We start from the raw sequence: 24,829 nt of genomic DNA on the forward strand, positions 1-24,829 counted from the left end.
GGCCGACGCCGCCCGACGGGGCTTTCCGCCCGCCTCCATGGCGGTCGAAAGCAGCAGCAGTCAGTTGGCGAGGCCGCACCACTCGATGATGGCGCGGGCATAGATGCGGGCGCATTCTCGCCATTCGCGCATGTTGATGCGTTCATCGACAGCATGAGCGTAGCGGATGTTCCCCGGGCCGAGCACGATCGCTGGAATGCCCTGAGCCTGAAGGAAGGACGCATCGCTTACGGCATTGAAGGAAGCGGTCGTGGCCCGCCCTGGGGGGAGGGGACCAAGCACCGCCGAACGGGCATCGGCGAGCACGTCTACAAGTGGGTGATCCGTCGGTACATCTGCAGCAGGCCAGTGGCTGCGCCAGGTGAATCTCGGCGGGTTATCGCGAAGCCAGGGGTCGAGCTGAGCCGCGTGGTGCACATGGCGCTCGATTTCTGCCTTCACCGCCTCGGGGTCTTCTTGCGGCGCGTACCAGACGAGGTAGCCGACATAGGCGTGGTCGGCCATGTAGCCGACGCTCGGAACGCCGACATCGCCGTGGAATACGCCCGGCACGAGCGAAAACAGCCCTGGCGGAAAGGCCGGATGGCGTTTGGTGATACCCCACTCCTGTTCGAGATCCTGTAGCGCTTGCACGATCTTGATCAGTTTCTCGACGGCGTTGACGCCGGCGCTCGGGCCTTCGCCGCCGGCACGGATAGCCGCCCCCCGGTTGCCGGCATGGGTGCCATGACCCTTGACCGAAATTTCAAGGTTGAAGTTGCCGGCCGAGACGGGAGCGATCGTCAGCCGCTCGGGTTGGGAGGAGGGTTCGGCAACGATGGCCGCATCGGCCCGGAAGCCGGCCTTGATTACGGCTGTCGTGCCGTTTTCGTGGTCCATCGTCTCTTCGCCGACGACGGCATGGACCTGCAGGTCGCCCTTCAGCAGGACGCCGGCTTCCTTGAGAGCCGCGATGGCGAGACAGGCAGCGGCAAGGCCGCCCTTCATGTCGGTAGACCCGAGAGCAAAGAGCTCCTCTCCGCGCCTTACAGGCTTCCACGGATCTCCGGAAGTCCAGGCTTCGGGCTTGAACGGTGCGACCGTGTCGACATGCCCGTTGAAGAGCAGGGAGCGCCCGCCGCCGGCGCCCTTCAATACTGCCGCCAGATTGATCCGCTGCGGATCGACTGCGATGTCATGGAGTTCGAAGCCGAGGTTGCTGAGATAGGCGCCGATGAGGCGCGTACAGGCCGTCTCTCCGCCGATCACGGTTTCGCGAGCGATGCCGGGAAAGCCCGGATTGATGCTGTTGACGGACACGAGCTGCTCAAGAAGCTGCTCCGCGCCGGGGGCGAGGCGGGCAATAGCGTCGTCGATGCGTCCAGAAAGTGCAGAAGCCTGCACGTCTATTGTGGGTGAGTGCATATCCGGTCCCAAGTTTTCGTCCTGCAGGCCGTTCTTGTTCTCGGCCGGCGCCGAGGTGGCTTCCCGGCCGCTCGCACTGGGCGCGGTCCTGTCGAATGAAAAACTGCGCAATTGTCAGACATCTGTCAACAAGAATATGGTGACCGCTTCCGGGAAACGTACGAACGGCGAAGCGGCCTGCGCTATGGTTAGCGGGCCCGCGGGACACTCGACTGCAACGGGAAGTGATTTATTCATCGACACGAAAGCTAACATGCATGTCAGTTGTCTTACAACGGAGTGACCTAAGGCAGCGCCTTCACGAGGGAGGCGGTCATCGTAGTTGTTTTTTAATTCTGGCGCCGGAACCAACCTGCGCTTCGCGTGTTTCTCCTGCGGCTGACCGCAAGAGTCGGCCCGCTTGGGCTTTGCCCGGCCGAGGGAGGAGTTTCAAACACGATGAGCAAGCAGACGGTGGAGTTTGCCGGCGAGGCTGTCGGCGCGCTGATCCCGGAGAACGGCCGGTTGCGGTTCATGGCCGTAAAATTCAGCGTCTGGTCCCTGGAAGGCCAGCTGTTCGCGACGCCGGACGAAGCCCGCAAGGCCGTTGCTGTCATTCATGGCCTGAAGGAGGGTAGGTCCGTCTTCGATAACCGTCCGCTCCCCTTGGGCGGGTATCAAACAACCCCAATTTCCGAACTGCGCTGATCGGGCCGCCATTGGCGGCTCGGATCATCGTTCGCGTCCATCGTCCCGGTCTCGGGGCCGGTCTTCTCCTGCATCTTCATTCTTCTGCGACGTAGAATCCGTGTTGTAGAACTCGTCCGGTGCCTTCCACTGCAGCGCCACCTCCAGCCGGCCGAGGACAAAGAGCACGACGAGGCTCGCAACGGCGGCGAAGGCCGCGATCAGCCAGAAGCCGAAGCCGACCGAGAGACCGACGGCGCCGGCAAGCCACATGCCGGCGCCGGTCGTCAGTCCCTTCACCTCCCCCTTCGAAAAGACGATCATGCCGGCAGCGAGAAAGGCCACTCCCGCGGTTACGGCTTCCACGACGCGAATGGGATCGATGCGCACCTCGGGGCCGGAAAGGCTTTTCATGTGCACGCTTTCGATGGCGACCACCGCGAAGATCGCGGAGGCGAGGCTGACGAGAATATGGGTCCTGAGCCCTGCCGGCCGCTGCCGCTTCTCACGCTCGACGCCGATCATTGCGCCGAGCAGGACCGCGCCGAAGAGCCGCGCGAATATCACCGGATAAGGTGTTTGGGTATCGGCAAGGATGTCGGCAAAGATTTCGTTCATGAAAGACGAACCCGCTCCGTCACTCGACCCCTCGGGGAGGATCTAACTGCAGAGGAGCGGGATGGCGCGGCAAGCCGCTTCATCCCGCTCGACAAAGGGCGTTCGTCGTTCTACTGCGCAGGAGCGCTCTGCGGCTGTGCCGGCGTGGCAGGTGCTGCCGGTGCTGCTGGCGTCTCGGGCGCTGCCGGGGTCTGGGTCTCAGGTGCTGCCGGCGCCGTGGTTCCCCCGGCGGGCGGCGTCGCCTGGTCCGTAGGTGCGGCCTCGTTCGTAGGCGCGGCCTGGTCCGTAGGCGCGGGTTGAGCGGCCGGCGGGGTGGCGTCGGACGGGGTCGTCTCGGTTTGGCCCGGCGCGACCGGCTCGTTCTCGGCATCCCTGGTCAGCTCTGCCGGAAGCCAGGCGATCAACGCGAGTATCAGACCGGCAAGAATGATGACCAGCAAAGGCCAGCTGCTACGGCGCGATCTGGTCACGGGCACTTCCGGGTCCCGCGGCGTCGGTTGGCCGGTGGCAGGATCGAGCGGCGGCTTCTCCCGCAATTCTTCGTGCTGGTTCATGGCATACATCCTTTCTCTCCGTCACCCCGCCTGCAAATTCGCCTTTGCATAGATCCCCAAATCAGCATGACCCAAGGGGGAGGGATTCCGTACCACCGCAAGTAAATTGCGACCTTGTCGCGGGCCGGTGGGCACACGACGCAACGATTAACGTCCGAAAACCTGCAAGGTTCCGTTGTGTGCGGGACCGTGCCGCGCGTCCCGGACCACCATGCCGGGAGGTCCGCAACCGCCGGTCGCGCCTTGTCATAAAACTGTCACAAAGGCAGCTGACCGTCCGCGGTGGCATGGCTGGGGCATCTGTTGCGGAGGATCGAGATGGATGTCGAAGGCATCACCACGGCCAAAGCCCTGACAAGGGAGAGGCGAATACAGGGTGATTTCCACTACGCCCTCCTGGTCATCTGCTCCTGCATCGTGCTGTTGACGTCGATCGTCATCGCCGACCGGCTTTTTGGCATCGACTACTACGACCTCGTACGCGACCCCAACGCGATTGCCGGGCAGCCGAAGTATTTCGGGCTGGTCTCCAATCTCGGCGTCATTCTCTGGTTTACGGGAGGGATCGCGGCTCTCCAGGCCTATTGGTCCGGAGCCGGCTACGACGCGCCGCATCTGCGACGCACGCTTCTCGCCGGCGGGCTCTTTTCCGGGTTGATGGGCATCGACGATCTTCTGATGCTTCATGAGGCGATTGCCACGGCCGGGGTCCCGGAGCCGTTTGTCCTTGTTCCCCATATGCTGTTGCTGGCGACGCTCTGTTATCACGCCTGGTTTATCCGCCGGAATATTCAGTGGGTCCTGCTTGCCGCCGCCGTCGCGTCGCTCGGCTGTTCCTTCCTGGTGGACGCGGTTTCGGAAAACTTCGCCGGACTGGTTTTCGTCGAGGAGGGCTTCAAGATCCTCGGCATCATGTTCCTGGCCGTCTTTCTCAGCCTCACGAGCCATGCGGCGCTGAAAACGAAGCGCCGCTGAGGCGCAAGTCCGTATGTGAATACGGGCCTGTTGCAGGCGTTTCCGAATCTGCTAGATCATGATGGTTTCAGGCCGTCGGCCTAAAGGCATGAACGTGATCGATTCTAGTAGGTTGAGACGCGGGATGCGGGCGGAAACTGCACACACTTTTCCTCATCCCGCTCTAGCTTCACCATCCTCTGGGATAGGGGCTGAAGACGATGCAGATGGCGAGACTGGCCTGCACTGGTCTAATCCTTGCCGTTTCGGGGGCTGAGAGGCTCGACGCCGAGCCGCTTTATACGGTGGCCGACCTTGGAGCCGCGCTTGGCAGATGCTGGACTCCGCCGCAAGGCTTCAAGGATTCCTTCGTCACCCTCAGGTTCGGGTTCCGCGGCGACGGTACGTTGATGGGCCCGCCCCGGCCGACCGCGATCGAAGTAAACGGCGACGAAAAGCAGCGGCAGGCTTTCGTGACCGCCGCCACCGAGGCGCTGCAGAATTGCGTGCCGCTGGAGTTCTCGAAATCACTCTCCGACGAGATCGCGGGCAACGTGTTCACGCTGCAGTTCAAGTCGGCGGAGTGATCCGCGGAAGCGCCGGATCGGTTGGCGCTTCCCGTCTTGCGGAAATCAGCTTCAGCCATGGTGCCAGGTGAAAAACGGACATCAGCAAATACATGCTGCTCATTCCGCTCAGCAGCGAAGCACCTTGTATCGATGAGCAGATATCCGCATCACCGCCGGCGGCCAGAAGCGCCATGACCGCGAAAGCCGGTGCGGCGGCGAGGCCCAGCCAGTCGGCCAGGCCACGCGCGGCGGTACCCGTTGCGAGCCGCATCGGACGGTCACCCTTGGGCATATTCGTCGTGGCGGCGCCACCAGATGCCGTTCTCGTTGCGTCCCTTGGGGGTCCGGTCGAGCCACTGATACATGCCCCATAGCCCATCCAGTCCACGCGCATAACTGGAGTAGGTGTGGTAGACGATGCCGTCTTCGAGCGCGAAGGCGCTGACACCGGGCCTGTCGCGTGTATAGGTGGCGACGTCGGTCCCCGTCATGGCTGCGATCTGTGCGACCGGCCCCTCGCTGCCGCTTGCGTCCCATTCCCGGACCGTCCTGCCCGCGAGCGGCTCGGACGCCGGTTGCTCGGGGATTGGCGGCTCGCGGCGGAAATTATACTCGATGCCGCCCTCGCGCTGTTGTTGTTCGGTGAACCAGACGCAGAAATCGCGGTTGAAGGCGCCGTCGTCCGAAGAAGCCCAGGGGAAGCTCCATCCCAGCCGTCGCTTATAGGCCGTGAGCTTCGCAAGCGGCGCGCGCGAGACCGCGGAGAAGGCGACGTCGTGGTTTTCGAGATGAGCGGCGATCCCGTTGAAACCATCGGCGATCGCCGAACAGGACGGGCAGCCGGCGGTATAATCGGGCCCGAACATGAAATGGTAGACGAGGAGTTGCGAACGCCCCTTGAAGAGGTCGCGCAGCGAGGCCTCGCCTTCGTCAGTCTCGAACCGGTACGCCTTGTCGATCCGTACCCAAGGCAATTCCCGGCGCCACTTCGCCAGCTCGTCGCTTCGCCGCGTCAGGTTCTTTTCGGCCTCGAGCAGGTCGAGCCGCGCAGCCAGCCATTCTTCCCGTGTTCCGATTGCATGTGCCGTCATCATTCTTCTCCTTTGGCCATTTGTCGTCGTACATTGCCCGGGGCAGGTTGCTCGACCGACAGGAACCCAGACTAGAGCCGGAGATCGAACGGTGAGAGTGACAAGTGTGACGGGATTTCGATGGACTCGCTGATCACCGCTGCGGCACGGGCGCTCGCGGCCGGCGATCTTCTCGGCGTACTGAACCGCGTGGCTTTGCGCGACGACGCCCATGCGCTCGCGCTTCGGGGCATCGCGATGGCGCAGCTCGGCGATTTCGGCCGGGCGAAGACCCTTCTCAGAAGTGCTGCGCATGCCTTCGGCCAGAGACAGGCGGTGGCGCGCGCGCGCTGCATCGTCGCCGAGGCCGAGATCGCTCTCGTCTCGCGGGATCTCGGCTGGCCCACGAAAACGCTCGAAGCGGCGAGATCGACCCTCGAAGCGCATGGCGATCACGTCAATGCCGCGCATGCGCGCAATATCGAGGCCCGGCGCCTGCTTCTCATCGGCCGCCTGGACGAGGCCGAACGCGCGCTTGCGGAGCTCGACTCCGGCATGCCGCTCCCCCCGGCGACGCGGGCGGCCCGCGAACTGGTCATCGCCGGCATCGCCATACGGCGTCTGCAGGCGAAAGCCGCGCGGATATCGCTCGCCCGAGCCGAACGCGCCGCGCGCGAAGCCGACATCCCGGCACTGACGGCCGAGGTCGAAAGCGCATCGCTCGTGCTGGATGCGCCGGTCGCGCGCCTGATCGGCAGCGGCGGTGAGCGGTCTCTCCTCATCGAGGAAGTCGAAACGCTGCTCTCTTCCGGGGCACTCGTGGTGGATGCCTGCCGCAATGTGGTGCGGAACGAAAAGCGCGTGGTCTCGCTCGCCACGCGCCCGGTGCTCTTCGCGCTTGCGCGTGCGCTCGGCGAAGCCTGGCCGGAAGACGTGCCGAGAGCAACGCTCCTAGCGCGCGCCTTCCGTGCGAGACATGCAGACGAATCCCACCGCGCCCGGTTGCGCGTGGAGATCGGACGCCTTCGGGCAGAGCTTCGGTCTCTGGCGGAAGTGCGGGCGACGAAGCAGGGTTTCGCGCTCTCACCCCGCGCCGCCGGTGAGATCGTGGTGCTGGCGCCGCCCGTCGAAGACCAGCATGCGGCGGTGCTTGCCTTCCTTGCCGACGGCGAATCGTGGTCGAGCTCGGCGCTGGCGATTGCGCTCGGGGCGAGCCCGCGCACCGTGCAGCGGGCACTCGAGCAGCTTGCGTCGGCCGGCAAGGTGCAGTCCTTCGGCCGCGGACGGGCGCTTCGCTGGATGACCCCGCCCGTCCTGGGCTTCCCGACAGTCTTGTTACTCCCGGGCCCGCTACCGAGCGACTAGGATGCGAGACATTACAGCGACGAGGATGGAAAAATGAAACGATCGAAAGCAGAAATTCTCCAGGAATACGGACCTTTCCCGAATACCGGGCAGGTGGCCGGCGTCACCTTCGATGGCCGGCACGTCTGGTTCGCCTCCGGCGACAGGCTGAACGCCCTCGATCCGGAGAGCGGCAAGACGGTGCGCTCGATCGATGTCGCCGCACATGCGGGAACGGCCTTCGACGGTCAGCATCTGTTCCAGATTGCAGAGGATCGTATCCAGAAGATCGATCCGGCGACCGGCCGCGTGCTTGCCACCATTCCGGCGCCTGCCGAGGGCGGCGATTCAGGCCTCGCCTGGGCTGAAGGAACGCTCTGGGTGGGCCACTATCGAGGGCGGAAGATCCACCAGGTCGATCCCGACACCGGGAAGATTCTCCGCACGATCGAATCCAACCGAGTCGTCACCGGCGTCACCTGGGTCGACGGCGAGCTCTGGCATGCCACATGGGAAGGCGACGAGAGCGACCTGAGGCGCCTTGACCCGGAAACGGGAGAAGTCCTCGAAACGCTCGAGATGCCCCCGGGTGTAGGCGTGTCCGGCCTCGAATCCGATGGCAGAGACCGGTTTTACTGTGGCGGAGGAAGCAGCGGGAAGGTGAGGGCCGTGCGCAGGCCAAGCCGGGTCTCCGCTTAGACGGTCCCCCGTAAATGGACGGAAATGAAGGTCCCGGAGCGTTTAGAAGGGACAATCGCGTTGACTCCGGGACCTTCGGACGACGTGGACGGCTGACGAGGATGCCGCCGTGGTCGTCTCAGAGCGATATGCGTCACGAGGAGCAGCGTGCAACGGTCCTAGGACCTTTAACCTCCCCGTGTAGGACCAAGGTCTGATGCCGCAGGCACGCCGGAACAAAGCTCTCGGCAGGCGATTCTTCATGAGAAGGGATTCGTAGCTGGAGTAGCTCTCATGACAATCGTTCTCGTCAAGAGCTCCGTTGCATTGGGTGTTGCGGTTTTCTTGACCGCGGCTCCTGCCGAAGCGCAAAGCACAAACGAAATCAGCGCCGCCGATACGACCGTGGCGGCTGTCGCAGGGCCCGTTGAGGGGGTGGCGATCGACCCGCCGCCGCCAGGCGTGACGGAATACGTCGAACTGCAGCCGTTTCCGCAACGGCCGCTTGTGCTGCAGGAACAGATATCCGTCGGCAAACCGGTGCCTGAAACAGTCTTTCTCAATACGGTTCCAGCCGACAGGCGCTATGGTTTTGCGGTGGTCAACGAGAAGCGCGTCATCGCGGATGTGAAGAGCCGCACCGTCGTGCAGGTGGTCAAATAGGCGCGGCGAGCGCTACAACGCCCCGCCGGTGACCGGGTTCACTTCGGGTTTCTCGCTTGTGTCCTTTGCCCCTGGAGGCTGGACCGCTGGTGGTGCGATCGACTCCTCGTCCCGGTGCTTCTTCCGGGTTGCCGGCTGACGAACATCGGCTGGTTCAGACTGTTCAGGGGTCGCATTGGTATCCTTGGTACTCATCGTCTTCTCCTTTCGGCAGAAGGAGAACGGGCCAGCCGCGGCGTGGTTCCTGGTGCGGAGCGCCTCACCGGAAGATAGCCACGCGAGCGGCTCTGTTCTCCCAAGGAGGCGGTCGGCTCAGTATTCCTCAGGTGGCTTGTGGTGTCGGAACTGCAGCAAGAGCAGCACGTCGTAGGTGATCTTCAGCGCGGCGCAGATTAGGAACGGCCAAGCACGAAACGAGGCAGCGAAGAGAGCGCCTGCCAGTGCAGGGCTGACCGCTGCGGCGAGACTGCGCGGCACCGAGGTGAAGCTTGCGGCCGCGGTGCGTTCCGCCTCGGTCACGACCGCCATCACATAGGATGAACGCGTCGGAACATCCATCTGCGAGAGTGCCGCACGAACCAATAGCAAGGCAAGCGCCAGCGGCAATGTAGGCGCGAATGCTGCCAGCATCAGGGCGATGCTCGATGGGATGTGAGTGAACACCATCGTGTTGATGAGGCCAACCCGCTTCGATAACCATGCGGCGACAGGAAAAGAGAAGGCCGACAGCACGCCCGACCAGAAGAAAAACACCCCGGCTTCCGCGAGCGACAGATTGAATTGCTCGAACAGCCACAGGGCGAGCAACGACTGCACCACGAACCCGCCAGCGAATGCATCGAGGCTGAAAAGGGCTGCGAGCTTGAACACGATAGCGCGCGAGGGGCCAAGTGCTGCTTTCGCGGGCTCACCGCGGGTGATGCGCGGAGGCATGCGGGCATAAAGTACTGCGCCAGCCAGACCTAAAAACGCGTAGACAACGAACATCAGCTTGATGGCGGTCAGTTGCCCGAAGCCGAAGGTCGTCATGAAATCCGGTAGAGCTGCCGCGAGCGCCCCGACGGCGCTTGCGAGCGCTCCGGCGAGGCTGTAGCGAGCGAACATGCGCGTCCGATCGGCACTCGCCACTTCGCGGGTAAGCACCGCATGCTCCAGTGGGACGAAGACGCTCACGCTGCCTGCCGATGGATTGATCGTACCTGCAAAGGCGACCACCAGCAGGAGCGCGTAATCATTGACGATAGACATGGCGACACCGGAGGCGACCATCAGGCCGGCGGCGGCCAGGAGCAAGCCGCGGAGATCACGGCGCGCACCGAGGAATCCGATCGCGATCGTCAAGAGTGCGGAGCCGGAGAGCGATGCGGTCGCGATGACGCCGACTTGCAGCGGCGAAAATCCCAAAGCAAGCAGATAGACCGGCAACAGAATGGCGACGAACCCGTCGCCAAAATCGCGTAAGGCGCGCGCCGCAAAAAGATAGGTGGCCGGATGAATGCTTTGCACCGCCTTCATACCTTCGCTCGGAGCGCCCCCTCCCTCGAGCCCCTGCGCGCTTCTCAATCGAAGCGCTGCCGGATCGCGTTTTCGGGAGCTAGATCCACCCCATGAACAATCCATAGACGAGGCCGATGAGGGAGCAGCCGGCCAAGACTGTCAGCATGCCGATTTTGAACCGGAACACCGCGACAATCGCGCCGACGGTCAGGATGAGAGAGGCAAGGTTCACAGAACTCAGGACCGGCACATCGACCGTCATGCCGAATCCGCGCGCTTCATAGAGTTCGCGAAAGAGCACGTGCAACGCGAACCAGACTGCCAGATTCAGGATGACCCCGACGACCGCCGCGGTGATCGCCGCCAGCGCGGCGGACAGAGCTCTGTTGTTGCGCATCGTTTCCATGAACGGCGCGCCGAGGAAAATCCAGAGAAAGCAGGGCACGAAAGTCACCCAGGTCGTGAGCAGCGCGCCGAGCGTGCCGGCGAGCAATGGATGAAGCAGACCGGGGTCGCGGTAGGCGCCCATGAAGCCCACGAACTGAGTGACCATGATCAGCGGGCCAGGCGTCGTCTCAGCCATGCCGAGACCGTCCAGCATCTCGCCGGGTTTCAGCCAATGATAGTGCTCGACGGCTTGTTGAGCGACATAGGAGAGAACCGCATAGGCGCCGCCAAAGGTGACCATCGCCATTTTCGAAAAGAAGATCGAGATGTCGGTGAAGACATTCCCTGGGCCAAGCAACGCGACAAGTGCAAGCACCGGAGCGAACCACAAAAAGAGAGCGACACCGGCAACCTTGAGCGACCAGCTGATTGGGGGCCGTGCATGGGCCGGAACCTCTTCGCCAAGCGCGGTCTCGATGTCAGCGACTTGCCTGCTGCCAACTTTTCCGTGTCCGTTCCCCGCCTGAAAGGCAGCCCAGCCGGCTCGACCGCCGACAAAGCCGATGAGACCCGCAGTGAGGACGACCAGTGGGAAGGGAGCGCGGAACAGGAAGAGCGCGATGAATGCCCCGGCGGCAAGGGCTATCATGGCACTGTTCCTGAGCGCCCGGCGGCCGATACGAAGAACCGCTTCGAGCACGATCGCCAGAACCGCGGCCTTCAATCCAAAGAACAGCGCCTGAACGGCGCCGACATTTCCGAAGATGGCGTAGATCCAGCTCAGCACCATGATGGCAACGGCGCCGGGGAGCACGAATAGGGCTCCGGCGACCAGACCGCCCTTGGTCTTGTGCATGAGCCAGCCGATATAGATTGCAAGCTGCTGCGCTTCCGGCCCTGGCAGCAAGGTGCAATAGTTCAGCGCATGTAGAAACCGGGTCTCGCCAATCCAGCGTTTCTCCTCGACAATGATGCGGTGCATCATCGCGATCTGTCCGGCCGGGCCACCGAAGCTCAAAGCCGCCACGCGTGCCCAGACCCGGAGCGCCTCGCCAAAGGAAATACCGTGGCTCAAAGCCTGACCTTGAGCCGATGCGGTCGTGTTCTGTGCAGTCTCGGTCAATTCCACGCTCCCTTCTTCGGCGACGGCCATGTGTGTATCTCATCAGTCGCGTCACGGCACCAGCGCACGTCGATGAGGACCGGGCAGTTCGGGGTGCCTATGAAGCGGGCAAGCTTTTCGGGGGAAATTTCGAGAAGTGAAGACATGGCGCGTCCTCCGCCTGGCGGTTTATCGGACGCGATGCTTCGGCTGTCGCCTCGTGGGGTGATCGCAACCCCATGGAAACTGTTTTCTGGCCTTTGCCTGTCGTTGTCAAGCGATGGTCAATGGTCCGGATGTTTCGGGCTCCGCGCGCGATGATCTCTGCCATGGACCAGATGCGTCGACTGATAAGCGGCACCGACCGGCCGCCGGCGAGCGCCGCCGGCGCCTGACCGGAAGATAGCCACGCGAGCTGCGTTCAGTACCGGTAATATCCGTAGAGTGGCCGCGCCCCGCGCTTGCACTTGATCTCTTCCTTGTATTCGTCCTCGTCCCATTTCCGCTCGATCTTGCAGCGGCCGCGGCGATACTCTTCCTTGTATGCTCTTCGTTCATAGCGTGGCTCGTCATGATACCCACGCCAGCGCCCGTGACCGCTTTCGTCTTTCCAGGGGTCGGCCAGCGCGTTGCCGGCGCACAGGGTGAGAGCCACGCCAGCCGCCGCTGCGATGGTCAAAAGCTTCATGGTCGGGCTCCCTTCGCATATTCTCGTGATGCCGGATCAACGCATCTCTGAGCGCTTAGTTTCGAAGATCGGCCCTGAACGCCGGATGAATGGCAGGCAACGACGATGCTGCGAGGAGAGGTATGGCGGGGCGCTCGACAAGCCCGCCGGTCAAGAGCGGCGGGCTTGTGTTCGCTGAAGAGCGTGGCGCTATACGGATGGTTTAGCCGTGCTCGTGTGCTTCCGCCTTTTTGGGTTGGCCGCCTTATCGGGAGCACGCTTTCCCAGCGGGACCAGTTCGATATGCGCAGGGTTGGGGTAATGGTCCAACGCCGCTCCAGTCGCTGCGTCCACACCCATTCCGATGACGCCGCCAATCAAAACATTGCCAGCAAAGCCGGCAGCACCCGCGCCGACTACTTTTGTCTTGATCTCGATGGACCCCTTTTTGTAACCATCTTTCTCAGCATAAGCGGTGAACTCCGTGCGGCGGTTGACTTCGATCGTGCATGGAGAGCGAGGGCAGTACTTTCCTATAGAAGTACTTATACTTGCATCGCTGGGTGACGATGTAATGGTTACGTTTTCCGTGGTTCCGCGGGTGATGGATCCGCAACCTGACACCGCAACCATCACGGTCAGCGCCGAAAATATTCTTAGATTCATGTTGATAGCCCCGATTGCCCATAGGTTCTTACAAGAGCAATCAATCGCTCTTCCCCCCGATCTGTCTACAAGGAAATGCAACCGGAAGGAGATATTAACAACATGCTTCGCGACGATGCTTGCGGCCCGCTGCCGGAGGAGCCGGGCACTGGGGCGTGAAGGGCGGCGAGGTGCCGTTGGATGCCAGATCGCTGCGGAAACATGCGGGCAACGGTTGGGGTCTGGTGCGGGATCGTCGGCTGCGTAAGACATTTCATTGAGCGGCAACAGCGTACAGCGCCGATAGGCGACGATAATCGCTTATTTAAGCAAAATGCATGCTAAGTAGCTGTTTTATCAGGGAAAGTGGTTGGCTGGGGAACCTGGATTCGAACCAGGACTAACGGAGTCAGAGTCCGCTGGTCTACCGTTAACCTATTCCCCAAGGCCCGCAGGCGGTGTACCGCCGCGTCGGTGTGGCGGGCTTATAAACAAAAGAACGCCCGATGCAAATACCTTTTGCCAAAAAAATGCGGCCGGGCTGTGTCCTTTTAGTTTTGGGTTGAGCTCGAAAGTCCATCGATCCTTGATCGATGTCCGGCAACCGAAGGGGGAGGGCGGTCGGGGTCGCCCGCTCCGTTATGGTTTCAAAAAAAGTTTGGCGAAAAGAAGCGGCGCTGGTACAGTCGCGCCAACGCAAAATCGAGAGAGCGCCTTGAGCGGCCGTCAGGCTTCGCGCGGCGCCATGGTTGAGACAAGTGAAAGACCCCGATCACGGCGAGAAGCCGTCTGAATCCGGGGCGTCGGCAGCAGGCCGCAGCGAGGCGCGCACAGGCGCGCCGCGGGGCGGCAAGGGCAAACGGAGGCGGCGTAAGCTGTCCGGTTCCCCGTCTGCAATTGCCAGCGGATCCGGCCCGTCCGGAGAAGCAGGGCGTCCCGCAGCACTGAACGAGGCGGAGCCGTCGCGCAAGCGCAAACGGCGCCGGCGTTCGAAATCAGCAAGACCGCAAGATCAGTCCGCTGCCTCCGGTGCAAGCGCGCCGGCGTTGGATGCGGCGCTCAGCGACAAGAAGGGCGGCCAAAAGCGCAACAGGAAGACGCGCCATCGGCGCGGCCTTCAGGGGCGGCCACTGGCTTCCGCGGGCAACCCGACGACAAGCCTGCGGCCGGGCGAGCGGCCCGGCGATACTGCGCGGCAGCGGAACGGCGAAGCCGCCGCGCAACAGCAGGCGCGTCCGGAGAGGCTCGGTGCGCCGTTCGTCGCGCCGGGCGAGCCGCCGGCACCGCTTTATGCGGCACTCGACCTCGGCACCAACAATTGCCGGCTGCTCGTCGCGCAGCCGACCCGGCCGGGCCAGTTCCGTGTGGTCGATGCGTTTTCGCGAATCGTCCGCTTGGGCGAGGGGCTCGGCGCCAGCGGGCGGCTTTCGGACGACGCGATGGAGCGCTCGGTCGAAGCGCTCAAGGTCTGTGCCGCCAAGCTCGGTGCCCGGTCGATCCGCCGTCGCCGGCTGATTGCGACCGAGGCTGCGCGTGCGGCTGCCAACGGCGAAGCCTTCATGAAGCGCGTCGCCGAGGAAACCGGTCTAGAACTCGAGATCATCGATCGCGAGACGGAGGCACGGCTTGCCGTGTCCGGCTGCTCGTCGCTCGTCGACCGCGAAACCAGGTCCGTCGTGCTCTTCGATATCGGCGGCGGCTCGTCGGAAATCGCCGTCATCCGGATAGGCGAAAATCGCTCGAGCCGGCTTGCCAATCACATTACCCACTGGACTTCTCTGCCCGTGGGCGTCGTCACCCTTTCCGAGCGCCACGGCGGCGAGCATGTGACGCCCCAGAGTTTCGAGGTGATGGTGCGCGAGGTCGAGGCCATGCTCGCCGGCTTCGAGAGCCCCTCCGTCGACGCGCTGGCAAGCGGCTCCTACGGCGACGGCTTCCATCTGATAGGAACGTCGGGAACCGTGACGACGCTCGCCGGCGTGCATCTCGACCTGCCGCGTTACGACCGCCGCCGCGTGGACGGCCTCTGGCTTTCCGACGACGAGGTCTCGGCCATGCAGGCGCGCCTGCTCTCCTGGGATTTCGCCGCACGTGCCGCCAATCCCTGCATCGGCCCGGACCGGGCCGATCTGGTGCTTGCCGGCTGCGCGATTCTCGAGGCGATCCGCCGCCGCTGGCCGTCGAGCCGCATGCGTGTCGCCGATCGCGGGCTTCGCGAAGGGCTGCTGACCGATATGATGGCGGATGACGGGGCCTGGCGCCGGGGGCGTCCGCGCCGTCATCAGCGCAGCTTCGGTTCTGCGCAGGCGGGCGAGGAACGGGTGAAGCGCCACGAAGGAACCGAGGCATGACGAAATCCCCGATCGGCGGCAATCGCAGCGGCCGCAAGCTCGGACAGAAGGTCAAGAAGGGCAAGCTCAAGGCGTCTTCGCGCCGCTGGATCGAGCGCCACATCAACGACCCCTATGTTCAGCGGGCGCAGCTCGAAGGCTACCGCGCAAGAGCGGCGTTCAAGCTCCTCGAGATCGACGAGAAGCACAAGATTCTTGCCGGCGCCAAGCGCATCATCGATCTGGGCGCGGCACCCGGTAGCTGGTCGCAGATCGCCGCCAAGGTGACGAACTCCACCGATGCCGATCCGCGGGTCGCGGCGATCGACTTCCTCGAAATGGATCCGATCCCGGGCGTCCGCTTCCTGCAGATGGATTTCCTCGATCCCGAGGCGCCGGAAAAGCTGAAACAGGCGATCGGCGGAGCTCCTGATATCGTCCTGTCCGATATGGCGGCGCCGACCACGGGCCATCGCCAGACCGACCATATCAGAACCATGCATCTCTGCGAGGTGGCGGCGCATTTCGCCGTCGAGGTACTCGCGGAGGGCGGACATTTTCTGGCGAAGACCTTCCAGGGCGGCACCGAGCGCGACCTCCTGAACATGCTGAAGCAGAATTTCCGCCAGGTCGTCCATGTGAAGCCGGCATCGTCGCGTGCCGAATCGGTCGAGATGTTTCTGCTCGCCAAGGGTTTTAAGGGTCGCCATGTGCTTGAGAGCGACGAGCCGGCAGAGGGTGCTGCGGAAGAATAGAGCCATGCTGCTATATGTGACCCTCGGCTCCAACGATCTCGAAAGGGCGGGCGCTTTCTACGACCGGGCGCTTGCGCCCCTCGGCCTCAAGCGCCGCAAGGAGGATGAGGTGGAGATCGGTTACGGGGCGGAGGGTGACGTCCGCTGCCGGCTTTGGGTGGTGACGCCGTTCAATCGCGAGGCCGCGACGATCGGCAACGGCTCGATGGTGGCGCTCGAAGCGGAAAGCCGCGCGGCGGTGGACACCTTCCATGCCGCGGCGCTCGCCGGCGGCGGCACCGATGAGGGCGCGCCGGGGCTGCGCCCGTTCCATGCCAATTTTTATGCGGCCTACGTCCGTGACCCGGACGGCAACAAGCTTTCGGCGGTCTGCGAGCGGCCGGAATAGGAGTTGTGCGGCTTGCTTGAAAGGGCAGGGGGCGGAGCGCCCCCCTGACAGTGCTGCCCAATCAGACCCTGCGGCAGATTATTTGCCGGCAGCCGTCGTTTCCACTTCCCGTACTGCCAGCCGATGCCCCGAAACCGAGGCGCCGGCATTCTTCGCCATGGCGATGAAGGGGATCGCCGCCAGAAGATTGGCGATGGCAATGATCATGAACGCGACGTGAAAGTCTGCAAGCTCAAGCGGCTTGCCGCTGAGCGCCGTCTCGAATTCGAGAATGGCGCCTGCGACTGCGACCCCCAATGCGAGACTGATCTGCTGCAGTACGGCGCTCATCGACGTCGCCTTGCTGGCGTCGGCATCGTCGATATCGGCGAAAGAGAGTGCGTTGACGCCGGTGAAGAAGAAGGACCGGGCGAAGCCGGCGATCAGCAGGACGGAGATCAACAGGAGATAGGGTGTCGCCGGCGTGAAGAAGCCGTTGGCGAAAGTCGTGACGGCTGCGATCACGGCGGCGATGAGCAGCGTCGTGCGGAAGCCGGCGAAAGCGAACACGCGGCGCGCGAGGAACTTCGTAGTGATGGCGCCGACGGCGCCGACGAAGGTGATGAGGCCCGACTGGAACGGGCTCAGACCGAAGCCCACCTGCAGCATCAGCGGCATCAGGAAAGGCACTGCGCCGACGGATATGCGGAAGATCGTGCCGCCGATCGACGCGGCGCGGAAGGCGCCGTCGCGGAAGAGCTTGAGATCGAGCACGGGCGCCGGATGCCGGCGCGCATGGAAGATATAGAGGAGCGAGGCGGCGACGCCGGCCGACACGGAAGCGATACCGATCGCCGGCGGCAGGGCCGGCAGGCTGATGACCGAGAGCCCGAAGACCACGCCGGCGGCGGCAATGCCCCCGAGCAGGAAACCGATGATATCAACCGGCGGCGGATTTCGCCGCTCCATCTCGGGCAGGTAGATGCCGGAAAGAAAATAGCCGACAATGCCGACCGGCACGTTGATCAGGAAGATCCAGTGCCAGGAGAAATAGGTCGTTATGAAGCCGCCGAGCGGCGGGCCTGCGAGCGGTCCGACCAGTGCGGGGATCGTCAGCAAAGCCATTGCCGAGACAAGCTCGCTTCGTGGCGCACTGCGGACAAGGACGAGCCGCGCGACCGGCGTCATCATGGCACCGCCCATGCCCTGCAGGAAGCGCGCAACGACAAAGGCGAAGAGGCTATCCGCCACCGCGCAAAAGACGGAGCCCGCGATGAAGACGAGGATCGCCGCGCGGAAGATGCGCTTGGCGCCGAACCGGTCCGCCATCCAGCCGCTCAGGGGAATGAAGATCGCCAGCGCCACCATATAGGAGGTCAGCGCGAGCTTCAGCGTGATCGGCCCGACGCCCATGTCGCGCGCGATTGCCGGCAGCGATGTCGAAATAACGGTTGAATCCATCTGCTCCATGAAGAGAGCGACGGCGAGGATCAACGGGACGATGCGGTTCATGAAAGGCGCCTTGGGGCTGTCACTGCGGGCGTTAGCCGCATTGGTTCTTAATTCGAAATCGATTTGAGGACAAAATCATCAGAAACTCGTGCGCGCGGGTCGCGGGTAAGGGGTTCCGATGGCTTTGTCGGGGCGAAACCGGAGATTGAAGATCAAATGCGTGTGATCCCTCCTGTCCATTTCTGTCAAGGCACTACTTCTCGCCTGTGATCACCGGCGCGCGGGCAGCTCCGGTCAACAGGAGGGAATGACGATGGCATTTAAATTGAAGCGGCGGACGCTGTTCGCGGCAGGCGCGGGCGCGTTGGCGGCACCAAGCCTGCTTGCAGGTATTGCCGGTGCTCAGGAAACGGCGGAAAAGGACGGCATGGGCAAGAGCGCGGACTTCAGGACATTGAAACTCGGAAGTTTCAAGGTGACGGTGATCAGCGACGGGACGCGCGCCGCGGACAAGCCGCACGAGATCTTCGGTACCGATCAGCCTGCGGAGTCGGTCTCCAAGCTTCTGGAACAGAATTTCCTGCCGACCAGCGGCTTCGTTAACGGCTTTTCCCCGGTCCTGGTCGATACCGGATCCGAGGTCGTTCTCTTCGACACCGGGCTTGGCGAGGGAGGTCGCGAGGCGGGCACGGGCAAGCTTGCGGAAGGCCTGAAGGCTGCCGGTTATGCCCCGGAACAGGTGACGGTCGTCGTCATCACTCACATGCACGGTGACCATATCGGGGGCCTGACGGAGGGTGGAAAGCCCGCTTTTGCCAATGCGCGCTATGTGACCGGACAGGTCGAGTACGACTTCTGGAAGGACGGCGCCCGCGTCGGCACTCCTGCCGAGAACGGGCACAAGGCGGTGCTGGCGAAGGTCGTGCCGCTGGCGGAAAAGATCACCTTCGTCGCGGATGGCGGCGACGTCGTGCCCGGCATCTCTGCCATGGCCGCGTTCGGTCATTCTCCGGGGCATATGATCTATCGGCTCGAGTCCGACGGCAAGGCCATGATCCTGACCGCAGACACCGCGAACCACTATGTCCTGTCGCTGCAGCGGCCCGACTGGGAGGTCCGCTTCGACATGGACAAGCCGGCCGCGAGTGCGAGCAGAAAAAAGGTCTTCGACATGATCGCAACCGACCGGCTGCCCTTCATCGGGTATCACATGCCGTTTCCGTCCGTCGGCTTCGTCGAGAGCCAGGATCAGGGCTATCGCTTCGTACCGGCGAGCTATCAGTTCGATATTTGAAGAGACGGCTTGTTGCACTGCGACAACAATTCGGCGGGGCCCATAAGATTTGGGCCCCTTGGCTATTTTCATTCCGGCGTATCCGTGTTACCAGCCCTCGCCAACTTCCAAGACAAGCCTTGAAGTCACCCGGTGGACAAGTCGCTGAGCGTCCCCGGGGATTTTTCGTTTATTTGAAGAGGAACTGGCCATGGCGCGCATCATCGAAACGGCAACCGGTCTGGAGGCTTTGACCTTCGACGACGTCCTGCTCCAGCCAGGGCATTCCGAGGTGATGCCGGGCCAGACGAATATCGCCACCCGTATCGCACAGGACATCGAACTCAATCTTCCGATCCTCTCGGCGGCCATGGATACCGTCACCGAGGCGCGGCTCGCGATCGCCATGGCACAAGCCGGCGGTATCGGCGTCATCCACCGCAACCTGACGCCCGCCGAACAGGCGGAAGAAGTCCGGCAGGTCAAGAAGTTCGAAAGCGGCATGGTCGTCAATCCGGTCACGATCGGCCCGGATGCGACGCTTGCGGATGCTCTGGGCCTGATGAAGGCGCACGGCATCTCCGGCATTCCGGTCGTGGAAAACGGCGGCCTGGGCGGGCAGACGCAGGGGCGCCTCGTCGGCATCCTCACCAACCGCGACGTCCGCTTCGCTTCCGATCCTTCCCAGAAGATCTACGAATTGATGACGCGGGAAAACCTCATCACCGTGAAGGAAAGCGTCGATCAGCAGGAAGCAAAGCGCCTTCTGCACAAGCACCGCATCGAGAAGCTCCTCGTGGTCGATCCCGAAGGACGCTGCGTCGGCCTGATCACGGTCAAGGACATCGAAAAGTCCCAGCTCAACCCGAATGCCGCCAAGGATGCGCAGGGCCGGCTTCGCGCCGCCGCCGCCGTCAGCGTCGGCGACGACGGTTTCGAGCGTGCCGAGCGGCTGATCGATGCCGGTGTCGACATGATCGTCGTCGATACCGCCCACGGCCATTCGCAGCGCGTGCTCGATGCGGTGGCACGCGTGAAGAAGCTTTCCAACTCGGTGCGCATCATGGCGGGCAACGTCGCGACGGGGGACGGTACCAAGGCGCTGATCGACGCCGGGGCGGATGCGGTCAAGGTCGGCATCGGCCCCGGCTCGATCTGCACGACGCGCATCGTCGCCGGGGTCGGCGTGCCCCAGCTCGCCGCGATCATGGCGGCCGTCGATGCCGCGCAGGCCGTGGGCATCCCGATCATCGCCGACGGCGGCATCAAATATTCGGGCGACGTTGCCAAGGCGATCGCTGCCGGCGCTTCGGCCGTGATGATCGGCTCGCTGCTCGCCGGAACCGAGGAGAGCCCCGGCGAGGTCTTCCTCTACCAGGGCCGGTCCTTCAAGGCCTATCGCGGCATGGGGTCCGTCGGCGCCATGGCGCGCGGATCGGCCGACCGCTATTTCCAGGCAGAGGTCCGCGACACGCTGAAGCTCGTGCCGGAAGGCATCGAGGGGCAGGTGCCCTACAAGGGGCCGGTCTCCGGCGTCCTGCACCAGCTCGCCGGCGGCCTGCGCGCCTCCATGGGCTATGTCGGCGGGGCCACGATCAAGGATTACCAGGAGCGCGCCACCTTCGTTCGCATCTCCGGCGCCGGCCTCCGCGAGAGCCACGCCCATGACGTGACGATCACCCGCGAGAGCCCGAACTATCCGGGCGGCGCCTGATATCATCGGCGGACGCCGTCCGGCGTCCGCCATGTCCATTGCTGACGCTGAAGAGCACCGATGACAGGCTTCGGAATATTCTGGCCGATGGTGGCCCATGTCGCGCTTGTTTTTGCGCTCTATGCGCTCCTTTCCACGCGCCGGGCATCGCTCATCAGGACGGGCAAGATCGACGCTTCCCTCTTCCGGGAAAACCGCGACGAGCCGGGCGAGAGCCTTATCGTGCGGAACAGCATCGCGAACCAGTTCGAGCTGCCTGTTCTCTTTCATCTCTGCTGCGTGCTGCTCTACCTCACCGAGGCGGACAATCTCCTTTCGCTTGGCCTCGCCTGGCTTTTCGTGGCGCTCCGTTATGCTCATGCCTTCATCCACGTCACCAGCAATCGGCTTCGCTATCGCCAGCCGCTGTTCATGGCGGGTTTCCTTGTGCTCGTCGCGATGTGGACATGGCTTTCCGTCTGGATGGCGATGAGCTGAGGTAACGCAGTTTTGTAAGTCCGTGACCGCGCCGCTGACCTATCCTGTCGCCGGGTGGTCTGCTGCCGCCTGCTACAGCGACATTTGATCTGCCACAGCCCCAGGGAGAGCGTCATGAACAAGCCTGTCATCACCCAGGCGATGATCGATGCCTATGACGAATATACCCATCTCACTTTGGATCGCCGCCGTTTCATGGAGAGATTGACGGCGCTCGCGGGTACGGCTGCGGCCGCTGCCGCAATCGCGCCGATGCTGGCTGCCAACAGTGCCAAAGCCGAAATGATCGCCGAGACGGACGAGCGTATCAAGGGAGAGGACATCACCTATCCCGGCGCCGACGGCGAAATGAAGGGATATCTCGTCAGACCCGCCGATGCCTCGGGCAAGCTTCCCGCCGTCATCGTCATTCACGAGAATCGTGGCCTGAACCCGCACATAAGAGACGTTGCGCGCCGCATGGCGCTCGAAGGTTTCGTCGCGCTTGCGCCCGATTTCCTGTCGCCTGACGGTGGGACACCCGATGACGAGGACAAGGCGCGGGAGATGATCAGCGCACTCGACGCAACCGAGACCAATGCGAATGCCGTCGCCACCGTGAGCTTTCTGAAAGGCCATGCGGAAAGCACAGGCAATGTCGGCGCGATCGGATTTTGCTGGGGCGGCGGTCTCGTCAACAGGCTTGCCGTGAACGCACCCGATCTCAAGGCCGGCGTGGCCTATTACGGTGCCCAGGCGAAGGCCGAGGACGTGCCGAAGATCAAGGCGGCGCTGCTGCTGCATTATGCCGGGCTCGACGAGCGCATCAATGCCGGCATAGAGGCCTACCGCAAGGCGCTGACGGAAAACGGCAAGGACGTGACGATCCACGTCTATGAAGGTGCGAACCACGCCTTCAACAACGATACCTCGGCGGCGCGGTACAACAAGGAGGCGGCCGACCTCGCCTGGCAGCGGACCGTCGAATTCCTGAAGACGAAGCTGGTTTGATCATGCGGCCGGAAGAGGCGCAGCTTTCGCCGCGCCTCTTCCGGCCGCGGCGGCGTCCCGTGAGACCTTCCGGGCGCAGGCGGATATGGCGTTTGCAAGTGCGTCCATGTCGCGCGGCCGCGGGTTGCTGCGCCGCCAGATGAGCCCGATCTCGCGAGAGGGCTCCGGGGCGGCGAAGGGCACGATCCGGATCGCGTTGCGTGCGGCTTCGCTCGGTATCGCGATCTCGGGAATGAGCGTCATTCCCATGCCGTTTGCCACCATCTGCAAAAGCGTTGCCATCGACGTGGCGCCGAAACTCAGGAGCTGCCGTTTGCCGGCCGTATTGCAGACGGCCAGCGCCTGATCGCGCAGGCAATGGCCTTCTTCGAGCAACAGCAACTGCGAAATATCCACCTGCTCTTCCGTCATCGGCGACATGAGCACCTGCCGGTCGTTCTCCGCCACGGCCATATAGAAGCGATCGGAAAACAGCGCCCGGGTAACGATGCCGTCCCCATCGACCGGCAGCGCCGCCACGACCGCATCGAGCCGGCCGTCGCCGAGATCGGCGATGAGCCGGTCGGTGAGCGACTCCTTGAGCTCTATGTCGATCGCCGGGTACCGTTCGCGCAGGTAGGGAATGAGCCTCGGTACGAGATAGGGCGCGAGCGTCGGGATGACCCCGAGGCGGACCCGCCCTTCGAGAGTGCCCGTATTTGTCCGGGCGCTCTCCTCCAATCTGCCGACATCCGCGAGGATGGAACGCACCTGTGCCAGCACTTCCTCGCCCTTGACGGTCAGGAAAACGCCGGCGCGGCTCCGTTCCACCAGCTTCACGCCCAGATGTTCTTCCATCTCCATGATCTGCGCAGAGAGTGCCGGCTGGCTGACATGGGTGAGTTCGGCCGCCTTGCCGAAGTGGCGAGCGGCCGCGAGGGCATCGAAGTAACGCATCTGCCTGAGTGTCAACATGATAGGAAAATCTTATCGTAAATGGCAGGAAATACAATTGGAGATTATCGTCGCGGGATGGGAGAAACCATTGCCAAGGCCTTCCATGCACTGTGGCGATCGTGGCCGCTGTCGTTCAGCCGTCACGCTCTTCAGCGAGCATCGGAAGCCGAAACATCGAAACAGGAGGGATGTGATGACAGATCGTCCGACGATCACCACCACCGCCGGGGCGCCGGTGCCGGACAACCAGAATTCGCTGACGGCAGGCCCGCGTGGCGGCATCATGCTGCAGGATTATCAGCTCATCGAGAAGCTGGCGCACCAGAACCGCGAGCGCATTCCGGAACGCGTCGTCCATGCCAAGGGCTGGGGTGCTTTCGGCTCGCTGAAGATCACCGGCGACATCTCGCAATACACCAGGGCGAAGTGTCTCCAGCCCGGAGCGGAAACGCCGATGCTGGCCCGCTTCTCGACCGTTGCCGGCGAACAGGGCGCCGCCGACCACGAGCGCGACGTCCGCGGTTTCGCGCTGAAATTCTACACCGATGAAGGCAACTGGGACCTCGTCGGCAACAATACGCCGGTCTTCTTCATTCGCGATCCCTACAAGTTCCCCGACTTCATCCACACGCAGAAGCGTCATCCGAAGACCAATCTCCGTTCCGCCACTGCCATGTGGGACTACTGGTCCCTGTCGCCGGAAAGCCTGCATCAGGTGACGATCCTGATGTCCGACCGCGGCCTGCCGCAGACGCCGATGCATATGAACGGCTACGGCTCGCACACCTATTCCTTCTGGAACGACGCGGGCGAACGCTATTGGGTCAAGTTCCACTTCAAGACCCAGCAGGGCCATAAGTTCTTCACCAACGAGGAAGGCGAGACGGTCATCGGCAAGACCCGCGAGGGCTATCAGGAGTCACTGTTCTACGCCATCGAGAACGGCGAGTTCCCGCGCTGGACGGTGCAGGTGCAGATCATGCCGGAGCTCGACGTCGAGAAGACGCCCTACAACCCGTTCGACCTGACCAAGGTCTGGCCGCATGCCGACTACCCGCCGGTCGAGATCGGCGTGCTGGAGCTCAACCGCAACCCGGAAAACTATTTTGCCGAGATCGAGAATGCAGCCTTCTCGCCCTCCAATATCGTTCCCGGCATCGGCTTCTCGCCGGACAAGGTGCTGCAGGCCCGCATCTTCTCCTATGCGGACGCCCACCGCTACCGCCTCGGCACGCATTACGAGCACATCCCGGTCAACCAGCCGCGCTGCCCGGTTCACCACTATCATCGCGATGGTCAGATGAACACCTATGGCGGCATTCGCACCGGCAATCCGGACGCCTATTACGAGCCCAACTCCTTCAATGGCCCGGCCGAACAGCCGCTGGCCAAGGAACCGCCGCTCAGAATAGACGGCGACATGTCCCGCTACGACCACCGCGTCGGCAATGACGACTACGTCCAGGTGCGGGCGCTGTTCGGCCTCTTCGACGAAGGGCAGAAGTCGCGCCTCTTCTCCAACATCGCGGCCGCCATGGGCGGCGTCCCGGGCGAGATCATCGAGCGGCAGCTCATTCATTTCGCCCGTGTCCACCCGGAATACGAGGCGGGCGTCCGCCAGGCGCTGAAGACCGCCCACGGCTACGAGGCGGACACGATCAGCACGGCGGCCGAGTAATCAGGCGCCCGTTCCCGACAAGCGCGAAGGCCACGCCTC

27 protein-coding genes and 1 tRNA gene are annotated in these 24,829 nt (G+C 63.3%); 14 read left to right on the plus strand and 14 right to left on the minus strand.

All coding sequences use genetic code 11. From position 1 onward, the window contains the following. Positions 1-60: 60 nt before the first annotated feature. Positions 61-1,404: a M20/M25/M40 family metallo-hydrolase gene (locus PZL22_RS21720; protein ID WP_033048484.1), complete on the minus strand. Its 1,344-nt coding sequence runs from the start codon at positions 1,402-1,404 to the stop codon at positions 61-63. A 438-nt stretch (positions 1,405-1,842) separates the two neighbouring features. Between PZL22_RS21720 and PZL22_RS21725 the strand changes: the two genes are divergently transcribed. Then, positions 1,843-2,091, plus strand: coding sequence for a hypothetical protein (locus tag PZL22_RS21725; protein ID WP_003527166.1), 249 nt, complete (start codon positions 1,843-1,845; stop codon positions 2,089-2,091). A 24-nt stretch (positions 2,092-2,115) separates the two neighbouring features. On the opposite strand, the gene PZL22_RS21730 is transcribed toward PZL22_RS21725, so the two are convergent. Then, complete coding sequence (locus PZL22_RS21730) at positions 2,116-2,688, minus strand: MgtC/SapB family protein (RefSeq protein ID WP_003527168.1); 573 nt, start codon at positions 2,686-2,688, stop codon at positions 2,116-2,118. A 110-nt stretch (positions 2,689-2,798) separates the two neighbouring features. Further along, on the minus strand, positions 2,799-3,251 hold the full coding sequence (locus PZL22_RS21735) for a hypothetical protein (RefSeq protein ID WP_014526621.1): 453 nt from the start codon (positions 3,249-3,251) through the stop codon (positions 2,799-2,801). A gap of 309 nt (positions 3,252-3,560) precedes the next feature. Here PZL22_RS21735 and PZL22_RS21740 point away from each other — a divergent pair, with 309 nt between their 5' ends. Together PZL22_RS21740 and PZL22_RS21745 are read left to right on the plus strand one after the other, a co-directional pair. Then, the gene (locus PZL22_RS21740; RefSeq protein ID WP_003527174.1) at positions 3,561-4,217 is read left to right on the plus strand and encodes a DUF8692 domain-containing protein; all 657 of its coding nucleotides are present in this window, start codon (positions 3,561-3,563) and stop codon (positions 4,215-4,217) included. A 200-nt stretch (positions 4,218-4,417) separates the two neighbouring features. Next, the gene (locus PZL22_RS21745) at positions 4,418-4,783 is read left to right on the plus strand and encodes a UCP034077 family protein (RefSeq protein WP_015007180.1); all 366 of its coding nucleotides are present in this window, start codon (positions 4,418-4,420) and stop codon (positions 4,781-4,783) included. Here the strand turns inward: PZL22_RS21745 and PZL22_RS21750 are convergent. Further along, entirely contained in the window at positions 4,767-5,036 is a 270-nt protein-coding gene (locus PZL22_RS21750; RefSeq protein WP_015007181.1) for a hypothetical protein, read from the minus strand. The genes PZL22_RS21745 and PZL22_RS21750 overlap by 17 nt on opposite strands. Positions 5,037-5,043: 7 nt before the next feature. After that, a complete protein-coding gene (locus PZL22_RS21755; RefSeq protein ID WP_284718561.1) occupies positions 5,044-5,856 on the minus strand; it encodes a DUF899 domain-containing protein in 813 nt (270 codons plus the stop codon). 120 nt (positions 5,857-5,976) lie between these two features. Here PZL22_RS21755 and PZL22_RS21760 point away from each other — a divergent pair, with 120 nt between their 5' ends. The 3 genes from PZL22_RS21760 to PZL22_RS21770 all read left to right on the plus strand — a co-directional run bounded on the left by PZL22_RS21760 (position 5,977) and on the right by PZL22_RS21770 (position 8,520). Beyond that, positions 5,977-7,200, plus strand: coding sequence for a hypothetical protein (locus PZL22_RS21760; protein WP_003527184.1), 1,224 nt, complete (start codon positions 5,977-5,979; stop codon positions 7,198-7,200). A 33-nt stretch (positions 7,201-7,233) separates the two neighbouring features. Further along, positions 7,234-7,878 (plus strand): Vgb family protein, encoded by a 645-nt coding sequence (locus tag PZL22_RS21765; protein WP_003527185.1) that lies wholly within the window; start codon positions 7,234-7,236, stop codon positions 7,876-7,878. 273 nt (positions 7,879-8,151) lie between these two features. Continuing rightward, a complete protein-coding gene (locus PZL22_RS21770) occupies positions 8,152-8,520 on the plus strand; it encodes a DUF1236 domain-containing protein (RefSeq protein WP_003527186.1) in 369 nt (122 codons plus the stop codon). A gap of 12 nt (positions 8,521-8,532) precedes the next feature. Here PZL22_RS21770 and PZL22_RS21775 read toward each other — a convergent pair whose 3' ends face one another. From PZL22_RS21775 to PZL22_RS21805, 7 genes are all read right to left on the minus strand, one after another. Continuing rightward, positions 8,533-8,715 (minus strand): hypothetical protein, encoded by a 183-nt coding sequence (locus PZL22_RS21775; protein WP_015007184.1) that lies wholly within the window; start codon positions 8,713-8,715, stop codon positions 8,533-8,535. 117 nt (positions 8,716-8,832) lie between these two features. Further along, positions 8,833-10,035 (minus strand): MFS transporter, encoded by a 1,203-nt coding sequence (locus PZL22_RS21780; RefSeq protein ID WP_003527187.1) that lies wholly within the window; start codon positions 10,033-10,035, stop codon positions 8,833-8,835. A gap of 79 nt (positions 10,036-10,114) precedes the next feature. Beyond that, positions 10,115-11,557, minus strand: a complete 1,443-nt coding sequence (chrA, locus tag PZL22_RS21785; RefSeq protein WP_003527188.1) for a chromate efflux transporter — start codon at positions 11,555-11,557, stop codon at positions 10,115-10,117. Beyond that, complete coding sequence (locus tag PZL22_RS21790; RefSeq protein WP_015007185.1) at positions 11,524-11,673, minus strand: rhodanese-like domain-containing protein; 150 nt, start codon at positions 11,671-11,673, stop codon at positions 11,524-11,526. The genes chrA and PZL22_RS21790 overlap by 34 nt, the downstream gene beginning before the upstream one ends. Positions 11,674-11,927: 254 nt before the next feature. Further along, positions 11,928-12,194 (minus strand): hypothetical protein, encoded by a 267-nt coding sequence (locus tag PZL22_RS21795; protein ID WP_003527190.1) that lies wholly within the window; start codon positions 12,192-12,194, stop codon positions 11,928-11,930. A gap of 189 nt (positions 12,195-12,383) precedes the next feature. Beyond that, positions 12,384-12,839 carry a translation initiation factor 2 gene (locus tag PZL22_RS21800; RefSeq protein WP_080573301.1) on the minus strand — a complete coding sequence of 152 codons (456 nt, stop codon included), beginning with the start codon at positions 12,837-12,839 and terminating at the stop codon, positions 12,384-12,386. Between the two features lie 350 nt (positions 12,840-13,189). Further along, positions 13,190-13,263 (minus strand) — tRNA-Gln (locus tag PZL22_RS21805). Positions 13,264-13,576: 313 nt separating this feature from the next. Here PZL22_RS21805 and PZL22_RS21810 point away from each other — a divergent pair. From PZL22_RS21810 to PZL22_RS21820, 3 genes are read left to right on the plus strand one after another with little or no spacing between them, the layout of a single operon-like run. Beyond that, entirely contained in the window at positions 13,577-15,169 is a 1,593-nt protein-coding gene (locus tag PZL22_RS21810; protein WP_033048483.1) for a Ppx/GppA phosphatase family protein, read from the plus strand. Continuing rightward, positions 15,166-15,903: an RlmE family RNA methyltransferase gene (locus PZL22_RS21815; RefSeq protein ID WP_003527192.1), complete on the plus strand. Its 738-nt coding sequence runs from the start codon at positions 15,166-15,168 to the stop codon at positions 15,901-15,903. Before PZL22_RS21810 ends, PZL22_RS21815 begins: the two co-directional genes overlap by 4 nt. 4 nt (positions 15,904-15,907) lie before the next feature. Further along, positions 15,908-16,291: a VOC family protein gene (locus PZL22_RS21820; protein ID WP_003527193.1), complete on the plus strand. Its 384-nt coding sequence runs from the start codon at positions 15,908-15,910 to the stop codon at positions 16,289-16,291. Between the two features lie 78 nt (positions 16,292-16,369). Here the strand turns inward: PZL22_RS21820 and PZL22_RS21825 are convergent, their stop codons facing one another. Continuing rightward, positions 16,370-17,782, minus strand: a complete 1,413-nt coding sequence (locus PZL22_RS21825) for a DHA2 family efflux MFS transporter permease subunit (protein WP_003527196.1) — start codon at positions 17,780-17,782, stop codon at positions 16,370-16,372. Positions 17,783-18,035: 253 nt separating this feature from the next. On the opposite strand from PZL22_RS21825, the gene PZL22_RS21830 reads away from it, so the two are divergent. The 4 genes from PZL22_RS21830 to PZL22_RS21845 all read left to right on the plus strand — a co-directional run bounded on the left by PZL22_RS21830 (position 18,036) and on the right by PZL22_RS21845 (position 22,176). Continuing rightward, positions 18,036-19,016, plus strand: coding sequence for an MBL fold metallo-hydrolase (locus tag PZL22_RS21830; RefSeq protein ID WP_080573304.1), 981 nt, complete (start codon positions 18,036-18,038; stop codon positions 19,014-19,016). A 190-nt stretch (positions 19,017-19,206) separates the two neighbouring features. Then, positions 19,207-20,709: an IMP dehydrogenase gene (gene guaB / locus PZL22_RS21835; RefSeq protein ID WP_003527200.1), complete on the plus strand. Its 1,503-nt coding sequence runs from the start codon at positions 19,207-19,209 to the stop codon at positions 20,707-20,709. A 60-nt stretch (positions 20,710-20,769) separates the two neighbouring features. Continuing rightward, positions 20,770-21,186, plus strand: coding sequence for an MAPEG family protein (locus PZL22_RS21840; RefSeq protein ID WP_003527202.1), 417 nt, complete (start codon positions 20,770-20,772; stop codon positions 21,184-21,186). Positions 21,187-21,300: 114 nt separating this feature from the next. Continuing rightward, positions 21,301-22,176, plus strand: a complete 876-nt coding sequence (locus PZL22_RS21845) for a dienelactone hydrolase family protein (RefSeq protein ID WP_003527204.1) — start codon at positions 21,301-21,303, stop codon at positions 22,174-22,176. Here the strand turns inward: PZL22_RS21845 and oxyR are convergent, their stop codons facing one another. Continuing rightward, positions 22,177-23,130 (minus strand): hydrogen peroxide-inducible genes activator OxyR, encoded by a 954-nt coding sequence (gene oxyR / locus PZL22_RS21850; RefSeq protein WP_003527206.1) that lies wholly within the window; start codon positions 23,128-23,130, stop codon positions 22,177-22,179. A 175-nt stretch (positions 23,131-23,305) separates the two neighbouring features. Between oxyR and katA the strand changes: the two genes are divergently transcribed. Continuing rightward, positions 23,306-24,790, plus strand: a complete 1,485-nt coding sequence (katA, locus tag PZL22_RS21855; protein WP_003527208.1) for a catalase KatA — start codon at positions 23,306-23,308, stop codon at positions 24,788-24,790. Positions 24,791-24,829 lie beyond the last annotated feature (39 nt).

The organism is Ensifer meliloti (genome assembly GCF_030064585.1).
GTDB lineage: Bacteria > Pseudomonadota > Alphaproteobacteria > Rhizobiales > Rhizobiaceae > Sinorhizobium > Sinorhizobium meliloti.

Coding starts and splice junctions, on each gene's coding strand:
- PZL22_RS21840 (WP_003527202.1), top strand. CDS start 20,770: ATGACAGGCTTCGGAATATTCTGGCCGATGGTGGCCCATGTCGCGCTT.
- PZL22_RS21800 (WP_080573301.1), bottom strand. CDS start 12,839: ATGAATCTAAGAATATTTTCGGCGCTGACCGTGATGGTTGCGGTGTCA.
- PZL22_RS21720 (WP_033048484.1), bottom strand. CDS start 1,404: ATGCACTCACCCACAATAGACGTGCAGGCTTCTGCACTTTCTGGACGC.
- PZL22_RS21770 (WP_003527186.1), top strand. CDS start 8,152: ATGACAATCGTTCTCGTCAAGAGCTCCGTTGCATTGGGTGTTGCGGTT.
- guaB (WP_003527200.1), top strand. CDS start 19,207: ATGGCGCGCATCATCGAAACGGCAACCGGTCTGGAGGCTTTGACCTTC.
- PZL22_RS21830 (WP_080573304.1), top strand. CDS start 18,036: ATGGCATTTAAATTGAAGCGGCGGACGCTGTTCGCGGCAGGCGCGGGC.
- PZL22_RS21825 (WP_003527196.1), bottom strand. CDS start 17,782: ATGAACCGCATCGTCCCGTTGATCCTCGCCGTCGCTCTCTTCATGGAG.
- PZL22_RS21745 (WP_015007180.1), top strand. CDS start 4,418: ATGCAGATGGCGAGACTGGCCTGCACTGGTCTAATCCTTGCCGTTTCG.
- PZL22_RS21750 (WP_015007181.1), bottom strand. CDS start 5,036: ATGCGGCTCGCAACGGGTACCGCCGCGCGTGGCCTGGCCGACTGGCTG.
- katA (WP_003527208.1), top strand. CDS start 23,306: ATGACAGATCGTCCGACGATCACCACCACCGCCGGGGCGCCGGTGCCG.
- PZL22_RS21755 (WP_284718561.1), bottom strand. CDS start 5,856: ATGACGGCACATGCAATCGGAACACGGGAAGAATGGCTGGCTGCGCGG.
- PZL22_RS21845 (WP_003527204.1), top strand. CDS start 21,301: ATGAACAAGCCTGTCATCACCCAGGCGATGATCGATGCCTATGACGAA.
- PZL22_RS21725 (WP_003527166.1), top strand. CDS start 1,843: ATGAGCAAGCAGACGGTGGAGTTTGCCGGCGAGGCTGTCGGCGCGCTG.
- PZL22_RS21780 (WP_003527187.1), bottom strand. CDS start 10,035: ATGAAGGCGGTGCAAAGCATTCATCCGGCCACCTATCTTTTTGCGGCG.
- PZL22_RS21765 (WP_003527185.1), top strand. CDS start 7,234: ATGAAACGATCGAAAGCAGAAATTCTCCAGGAATACGGACCTTTCCCG.
- PZL22_RS21820 (WP_003527193.1), top strand. CDS start 15,908: ATGCTGCTATATGTGACCCTCGGCTCCAACGATCTCGAAAGGGCGGGC.
- PZL22_RS21815 (WP_003527192.1), top strand. CDS start 15,166: ATGACGAAATCCCCGATCGGCGGCAATCGCAGCGGCCGCAAGCTCGGA.
- PZL22_RS21795 (WP_003527190.1), bottom strand. CDS start 12,194: ATGAAGCTTTTGACCATCGCAGCGGCGGCTGGCGTGGCTCTCACCCTG.
- PZL22_RS21775 (WP_015007184.1), bottom strand. CDS start 8,715: ATGAGTACCAAGGATACCAATGCGACCCCTGAACAGTCTGAACCAGCC.
- PZL22_RS21790 (WP_015007185.1), bottom strand. CDS start 11,673: ATGTCTTCACTTCTCGAAATTTCCCCCGAAAAGCTTGCCCGCTTCATA.
- chrA (WP_003527188.1), bottom strand. CDS start 11,557: ATGGCCGTCGCCGAAGAAGGGAGCGTGGAATTGACCGAGACTGCACAG.
- PZL22_RS21740 (WP_003527174.1), top strand. CDS start 3,561: ATGGATGTCGAAGGCATCACCACGGCCAAAGCCCTGACAAGGGAGAGG.
- PZL22_RS21730 (WP_003527168.1), bottom strand. CDS start 2,688: ATGAACGAAATCTTTGCCGACATCCTTGCCGATACCCAAACACCTTAT.
- PZL22_RS21735 (WP_014526621.1), bottom strand. CDS start 3,251: ATGTATGCCATGAACCAGCACGAAGAATTGCGGGAGAAGCCGCCGCTC.
- oxyR (WP_003527206.1), bottom strand. CDS start 23,130: ATGTTGACACTCAGGCAGATGCGTTACTTCGATGCCCTCGCGGCCGCT.
- PZL22_RS21760 (WP_003527184.1), top strand. CDS start 5,977: ATGGACTCGCTGATCACCGCTGCGGCACGGGCGCTCGCGGCCGGCGAT.